At 63.1% G+C, this 8050-nt stretch carries 3 protein-coding genes and 2 pseudogenes; 4 read left to right on the top strand and 1 reads right to left on the bottom strand.

Annotation, left to right across the window (positions count from 1 at the left end):
* From VGV07_RS26625 to VGV07_RS26615, 3 genes and pseudogenes are all read left to right on the top strand, one after another.
* Positions 1-1686 (top strand): annotated as a pseudogene (locus VGV07_RS26625) (DNA-directed RNA polymerase subunit beta); the annotation flags it as partial.
* Between the two features lie 81 nt (positions 1687-1767).
* Positions 1768-5970 (top strand): DNA-directed RNA polymerase subunit beta', encoded by a 4203-nt coding sequence (gene rpoC, locus VGV07_RS26620; protein ID WP_326871761.1) that lies wholly within the window; start codon positions 1768-1770, stop codon positions 5968-5970.
* 317 nt (positions 5971-6287) lie between these two features.
* The gene (locus tag VGV07_RS26615; protein WP_326871760.1) at positions 6288-6953 is read left to right on the top strand and encodes an O-methyltransferase; all 666 of its coding nucleotides are present in this window, start codon (positions 6288-6290) and stop codon (positions 6951-6953) included.
* 6 nt (positions 6954-6959) lie between these two features.
* On the opposite strand, the gene VGV07_RS26610 is transcribed toward VGV07_RS26615, so the two are convergent.
* A complete protein-coding gene (locus VGV07_RS26610; RefSeq protein ID WP_326871759.1) occupies positions 6960-7436 on the bottom strand; it encodes a YbjN domain-containing protein in 477 nt (158 codons plus the stop codon).
* Between the two features lie 418 nt (positions 7437-7854).
* Here VGV07_RS26610 and VGV07_RS27480 point away from each other — a divergent pair.
* Positions 7855-8050 (top strand): annotated as a pseudogene (locus VGV07_RS27480) (hypothetical protein); the annotation flags it as partial.

Genomic DNA, 8050 nt, shown 5'->3' with positions numbered 1-8050 from the left:
TCGATCCTGCTCAGCGAAAAGATCGCCATGCAGGACGTGTTCACCTCGATCCACATCGAGGAATACGAAGTGATGGCTCGCGACACCAAGCTTGGTCCCGAGGAAATCACCCGCGACATTCCGAACGTTTCGGAAGAAGCGCTGAAGAACCTCGACGAAGCCGGTATCGTCCACATCGGTGCCGAAGTCGCTGCCGGCGACATCCTTGTTGGCAAGATCACCCCGAAGGGCGAAAGCCCGATGACGCCGGAAGAAAAGCTCCTCCGCGCCATCTTTGGCGAGAAGGCCTCGGACGTTCGTGACACCTCGCTCCGCGTTCCGCCGGGCGATGCTGGTACCGTCGTTGAAGTGCGCGTGTTCAACCGCCACGGCATCGACAAGGACGAGCGCGCCATGGCCATCGAGCGCGAGGAAATTGAACGCCTCGCCAAGGACCGTGACGACGAGCAGTCGATCCTCGACCGCAACGTCTATGCGCGTTTGAAGGAAATGCTGTTCGGCAAGACCGCGACCGCTGGCCCCAAGGGCTATGTCAACGGCACCAAGCTGAACGACGCGACCTTCGACGCCCAGCCGCGGTCCAAGTGGTGGCAGTTCGCCCTCGAGGACGACAAGGTCATGGCCGAGATGGAGGCCCTCCACGCTCAGTACGAGGAGAGCCGCAAGCTGCTCGAGCAGCGCTTCATCGACAAGGTCGACAAGCTGCAGCGCGGTGACGAACTTCCGCCGGGCGTGATGAAGATGGTCAAGGTCTTCGTCGCCACCAAGCGCAAGATCCAGCCGGGCGACAAGATGGCCGGCCGTCACGGCAACAAGGGCGTGGTTTCGCGGATCACCCCGATCGAAGACATGCCGTACCTCGAAGACGGTACGCACGTCGACATCGTGCTGAACCCGCTCGGCGTGCCGTCGCGCATGAACGTGGGCCAGATTCTCGAGACCCATCTTGGCTGGGCCGCTCGCGGCCTCGGCAAGAAGATCGACGAGATCATGAAGGCCTACCAGCAGAAGGGCGACATGACGCCGCTCAAGAAGGAGATCAGCGCCCTCTACGAAGGCGATGACTACGTCTCCCAGCTTGACGACGACAGCGTGCTCCGCCTTGGCGAGCATCTCTCCAAGGGCGTGCCGATCGCCACTCCGGTGTTCGACGGCGCCAAGGAGAGCGACATCGTCGATCTTCTGACGCGGGCAGGCTTGAACTCCACCGGTCAGTCCGTCGTGTTCGACGGCCGCACCGGCGAGCAGTTCGATCGTCGGGTGACTGTGGGCTACATCTATATGCTGAAGCTCCACCACCTCGTGGACGACAAGATCCACGCCCGCTCGATCGGTCCCTACTCGCTCGTTACCCAGCAGCCGCTGGGCGGCAAGGCGCAGTTCGGTGGCCAGCGCTTCGGCGAAATGGAGGTGTGGGCGCTCGAAGCGTACGGCGCCGCCTACACGCTGCAGGAAATGCTGACCATCAAGTCGGACGACGTTGCTGGTCGCACCAAGGTCTACGAGGCGATCGTCAGAGGCGACGACACCTTCGAGGCGGGCATCCCCGAGAGCTTCAACGTTCTCGTCAAGGAAATCCGCTCTCTCGGCCTCAATGTCGAGCTGGATACGTTTGAAGGCGACGCGCTGCCCCAGGGCGGCCCTGCCGACACCCAGCTCGCACCTCCTCAGAACGCGGCGGAATAAGGCTGCCGAGTTCACCCCACATTCACTTCGGACGCTTCCCGGCCTGAGCCGCCGGGGAGCTCCGATAAGAGGAGTCTACCGATGAATACTCATCACCACGTCATGGACCCGTTCAACCCGCAGGTCCCGGTTCAGATGTTCGATCAGATGAAGATCAGCATCGCGTCCCCGGAAAAGATCCTGAGCTGGTCCTACGGCGAGATCAAAAAGCCCGAGACCATCAACTACCGTACCTTCAAGCCCGAGCGCGACGGCCTGTTCTGCGCGCGCATCTTCGGGCCGGTTAAGGACTACGAGTGCCTGTGCGGCAAGTACAAGCGCATGAAGTTCAAGGGCGTCATCTGCGAGAAGTGCGGTGTCGAAGTCACCCTGAGCCGCGTCCGTCGCGAGCGCATGGGCCACATCGAGCTCGCTGCCCCGGTTGCCCATATCTGGTTCCTCAAGTCGCTGCCGTCGCGTATTGCGCTGCTGCTCGACATGACGCTGAAGGATATCGAGCGCATCCTCTACTTCGAGCAGTACGTCGTGCTGGATCCCGGCCTGACTCCGTTCGGCGTGAACGAGCTGGTCACCGAGGAGCAGTATCTCGACGCCCAGGATCAGTATGGCGCCGACAGCTTCACCGCCAAGATCGGCGCTGAGGCCATCCGCGACCTGCTGCTCTCGCTCGACCTCGAAAAGATCGCCGCCGACCTCCGCGTCGAGATCGCCGAGGCGACCACCGAGCTCAAGCCCAAGAAGCTGGCCAAGCGCCTGAAGATCGTCGAGCAGTTCATCGTCTCGGGCAACAAGCCCGAGTGGATGATCATGACCGTCATTCCGGTCATCCCGCCCGAGCTTCGCCCGCTCGTCCCGCTGGACGGCGGCCGCTTCGCCACCTCCGATCTCAACGACCTCTATCGTCGTGTGATCAACCGCAACAACCGCCTGAAGCGCCTCATTGAGCTGCGTGCGCCGGACATCATCATCCGCAACGAGAAGCGCATGCTTCAGGAAGCGGTCGATGCGCTGTTCGACAACGGCCGCCGTGGCCGCACCATCACCGGTGCGAACAAGCGTCCGCTGAAGTCGCTGAGCGACATGCTGAAGGGCAAGCAGGGCCGGTTCCGTCAGAACCTGCTCGGCAAGCGCGTGGACTATTCCGGTCGTTCGGTGATCACCGTGGGTCCGGAGCTCAAGCTGCACCAGTGCGGCCTGCCCAAGAAGATGGCGCTCGAGCTGTTCAAGCCTTTCATCTACTCGCGTCTCGAGGCCAAGGGTCTGTCGTCGACGGTGAAGCAGGCCAAGAAGCTGGTCGAGAAGGAAAAGCCCGAGGTCTGGGATATCCTCGATGAAGTGATCCGCGAGCACCCGGTTCTGTTGAACCGCGCTCCGACCCTTCACCGTCTGGGCATCCAGGCGTTCGAGCCGCACCTGATCGAAGGCAAGGCAATCCAGCTGCATCCGCTCGTCTGCGCGGCGTTCAACGCCGACTTCGACGGCGACCAGATGGCCGTGCACGTGCCGCTCTCGCTTGAGGCGCAGCTCGAAGCCCGCGTGCTGATGATGTCGACCAACAACATCCTGCACCCAGCCAACGGCCAGCCGATCATCGTGCCGAGCCAGGACATCGTGCTTGGTCTCTACCACCTCTCCCTGATGAACGAGGGCGAGCCGGGGCAGGGCATGGCGTTCTCGGACATGGGCGAGCTCGAGCACGCGCTGGCTTCCGGCGTCGTGACCATGCACTCCAAGATCAAGGGGCGCGTCGACGTCTATGACGCCGAGGGCAACCGGACGACCGAGATCGTCGAGACCACTCCGGGCCGCATGATCCTGGGCAAGCTGTTGCCGAAGCATCCGGCGGTGCCGTATGCGACTGCCAACCAGCTGATGACCAAGAAGATGATCAGTAAGATGATCGACACCGTGTATCGCGGTTGCGGTCAGAAGGAGACGGTCATTTTCTGTGACCGCATCATGGATCTTGGCTTCAAGCACGCTGCCCGTGCCGGCATCTCGTTCGGCAAGGACGACATGGTGATCCCGGCCTCGAAGTACACGCTGGTCGAGGCCACCCGTAAGCAGGTCGAAGAGTTCGAGCAGCAGTACAATGACGGCCTGATCACTCAGGGCGAAAAGTACAACAAGGTGGTCGACGCCTGGGCCAAGTGCGGCGATCGCGTCGCCGAAGAAATGATGAAGGGCATCGCTGCCGTTCAGTTCGACAAGGAGACGGGTCGTCAGAAGCCGATCAACTCGGTGTACATGATGAGCCACTCCGGCGCCCGCGGCTCGCCGGCGCAGATGAAGCAGCTTGCCGGTATGCGCGGCCTGATGGCGCGTCCGGACGGTTCGATCATCGAGACCCCGATCACGGCCAACTTCAAGGAAGGCCTTAACGTTCTCGAGTACTTCAACTCGACCCACGGTGCTCGTAAGGGCCTCGCGGACACCGCGCTGAAGACCGCGAACTCGGGTTACCTGACCCGTCGTCTCGTCGACGTGGCGCAGGACTCGATCATCACCGAGCTCGACTGCGGCACCGAGCGCGGCCTCACCATGGAGCCGATCGTCGATGCCGGCCAGGTCGTGGCCTCGCTCGGTCAGCGCATTCTCGGCCGTACCACGGCTGACGATGTGGTGAACCCCGAGAACGGCGAGATGATCGTTCCCAAGGGCACGCTGCTCACCGAAAAGGACGTGGAGCTCATCGAGAGCTACAAGGTCCAGTCGATGCGCATCCGTTCGCCGCTGACCTGCGATCTCCGCCAGGGCTGCTGCGCCGCCTGCTACGGTCGCGACCTCGCTCGCGGTACGCCTGTCAACATCGGTGAAGCTGTCGGCGTTATCGCCGCTCAGTCGATCGGTGAGCCGGGCACCCAGCTGACCATGCGCACGTTCCACATCGGTGGTACGGCACAGGTGGTCGACTCGTCCTTCCTCGAGGCTGGTGCCGAAGGCAAGATCGAGATCCGCAACCGCAACGTCGCCAAGGTCGAGGGTGGCCAGCTGGTCGCCATGGGCCGTAACGTGACCATCGCAATCCTCGACCCTGAGGGCAAGGACCGCGCCACGCACCGCGTGACGTACGGCGCCAAGCTCCGCGTCGATGACGGTGCCGAGGTCAAGCGCGGCCAGCGTATCGCCGAATGGGATCCGTACACGCGTCCGGTGCTGGCGGAAGTCGACGGCGAAGTAGCCTTCGAGGATCTGGTCGACGGTGCCTCGGTGGCGGAAACCACCGACGAGACGACGGGCTTCACCAAGCGCGTCGTGTCGGATTGGCGGACCAGCCAGCGCAGCGACGGGCTGAAGCCGGCGATCACGATCAAGCGCGGCGATACTGTCGTCAAGCTGGATCGCGGCGGTGAAGCCCGGTATCTGCTCTCGGTCGATGCGGTCATCGCGGTCGAGCCGGGCGAGAAAGTCTCGCCGGGTGACGTGCTGGCTCGTATTCCGCTCGAAAGCGCCAAGACCAAGGACATCACCGGCGGTCTGCCGCGTGTGGCCGAACTGTTCGAGGCGCGTCGTCCCAAGGATCACGCGATCATCGCGGAGATCACCGGCACGATCAAATTCGGGCGTGACTACAAGAACAAGCGCCGGATCATCATCGAGGCGGCCGAAGAGGGCGCCGAGGCCGTCGAATACCTGATCCCGAAGGGCAAGCCGTTCCACCTCCAGGAAGGCGACACCATCGAGAAGGGTGAGTACATCCTCGACGGCAACCCGGCACCGCACGACATCCTGGCCATCAAGGGCGTGGAAGAGCTTGCTCGCTACCTCGTCAATGAGATCCAGGAGGTCTACCGGCTGCAGGGCGTGCTGATCAACGACAAGCACATCGAGGTGATCGTTCGCCAGATGCTGCAGAAGGTCGAGATCGTGAACCCGGGTGACTCGGGCATGCTCAAGGACGAGCAGCTCGATAAGCTCGACTTCGACGAGCTCAATGACCAGCTGGTTGCCGACGGCAAGAAGCCGGCGACTGCCAACCCGGTGCTGCTCGGCATCACCAAGGCTTCGCTGCAGACCCGCTCGTTCGTGTCGGCCGCGTCCTTCCAGGAAACCACCCGCGTCCTCACCGAGGCGGCTGTTTCCGGCAAGGCCGACCTGCTCGAAGGCCTCAAGGAGAACGTCATCGTCGGCCGCCTGATCCCGGCCGGCACCGGCGCCGGCATCTCGAAGGCCAAGGCGATCGCGACCCGTCGCGACGACATGATCCTCGACGAGCGCCGCCGACAGGCCGAGACCGCGGCCATCCCGGCGCCGACCCCGACCCCGGTGGAGCCGGCCGAGTAATCGGCAGTCCCATCGCCAAGTTCGAAAGGGCCCTTCGGGGCCCTTTCTTTTTGCTCACTGCCCCCTAAGCAGGGTCGGCTTACGTCAGCTCTTGCGAAGGCCAGGGGGCGTCGGACGCCAACAATAGCGTTTCTGCGACAGGTGGCATTTCGCTTCTGCTCATAGCGTCGTCATGCGGCCGGCCCCGGTCCGCGCAACTGACTTCATCACGCCATCAAACCACCTTCGCCAACCGTCCTTCCTTTTGCCTACCCGTGCTGTCATGCAACCTTCATGCGGCGCGCCGTAGAAGCCGATCGGGCATATGGAGATATCTGATGAGCGCTGAAGTGTGGGGCAGGGTGGACGATTACATCGTCGACCGGTTGGTCGATGAGGATGCGGCGCTCGCCGATGCGTTGCGGGCCAACGCGGCGGGCGGGTTGCGGCCGATCGATGTGTCGGCGGCGCAGGGGAAGTTCCTGCACCTCCTGGTGCGGATGAGCGGGGCGAAGCGCATCCTCGAGATCGGCACCCTTGGCGCCTACTCGACGCTCTGGATGGCCAAGGCCCTGCCGGCGGGCGGCTCGATCGTGACGCTGGAGTACGATCCGCACCACGCCGAGGTAGCGCGCCGCAACATCGCGCGGGCGGGGTATGCCGGCCGGATCGAGGTGCGTGTCGGCGCCGCAGCCGAGACGCTGCCGGTGCTGGCGGCCGAACGACCGGAGCCATTCGACTTTGTCTTCATCGATGCCGACAAGCCGAACAACACGGTCTACCTGGATTGGGCCATCAAGCTGGGACGGCAGGGCACGGTGATCGTGCTCGACAATGTGGTGCGGGATGGCGAGGTCGCCAATGCACAGAGCCGCGACCCCAACGTGCTCGGCAGCCGCGGCGCGTTCGAACTGATCGCCGCCAACCCGCGGCTCTCGGCCACGGCGCTGCAGACCGTCGGCGCCAAGGGCTATGACGGCTTTGCGGTAATGATCCTCGACTGAGAGTGATTAGGGCGCCGGCTTGTAGCCGACATACTCGGTGTACTGCTCGAGCAGCACCGACCACACCCCGAACGCGGCATCGAGGTTCTCGCGGGTGACGCCGTACTCGAGGTTCACGTCATACTCGATCGCCGCGTCGAGATCGGCGTCGAGATACGCGTTGCCGAAGCGCTTGTCGCGGTTCCAGGCGTTGAGCGCATCCATGGTCGGCTTGATGTTGGCAAAGCCCGCATAGAAGTTGACGTCTTCGCACGCCGTCTTGTCGGTGCAGTTCATGAAGAACACGTAATACGGCACGCCCTTGATGTTGCCTGCTATCCGCGGGTTGCCGTCGCCCTGGCTCTCGAGCGTTGCCGCGCCATACCCTTTGGCGATCGTCACGATCTCGTCGACCGCCGAGCCGTCGATGACATTCTGTCCGAGCGCCGGGCCGCAGGCGAGGGAGCCGAGCAGGGCGGCGGCGATCAGGCGTCCAGGCGTCATCATTAGCTCCCTCCGGCTCAGTTGCGCCCGACTGTTACACCTTTGCGGCAGGCCGGCCAATCCGGGGCAGGGGATCGCCTGGCGATTCCCGAAAGTCGAGGAAAACCCGCGACGCAATCTGGCGTCAACCATGCGTCCGGGTCAGATTAGCTCTGCCTCCCGACCCCATCCCCCCGTTGGATGGAAATTCCCCGGATTTCCGGCTGCGTGAGCATCACGTTCCGCTGCAAAGAATCCTTGACGGGGGGACTCACTGCCCATATAGAGGCGCAACCTTAGCGGTCGGTCGTGAAGTTCACGCGGGTATCTGCCACCTTGTGCGGGCATCCAGGAACTTCAAACACATCGCCAAAGGCAAGAGACGACGACAAATCTTCGTGCGCATGAACGCCTGGCCAACGCTGGGTGGTCCGCTGCAATGAGAGGCGCCGCCGCCCCGTTAGGGGTGGAATTGGCGCCCTATCGGTTTGTCATCGTCTTTCGCAACGAACTTCGGACCGATGGAAAGAGCGCAATGCCGACCATTAATCAGTTGATCCGCAAGCCTCGGGTATCCAAGCCCAAGCGGAACAAAGTACCGGCGATGGAAGCAAACCCGCAGAAGCGCGGCGTGT

Origin of the sequence: Devosia sp. (assembly GCF_035944845.1) — a bacterium.
Taxonomy (GTDB): Bacteria; Pseudomonadota; Alphaproteobacteria; order Rhizobiales; family Devosiaceae; genus Devosia_A.
The sequence above is the reverse complement of the archived record's forward strand: the minus strand, read 5'-3'. Positions and strand labels throughout refer to the sequence as shown.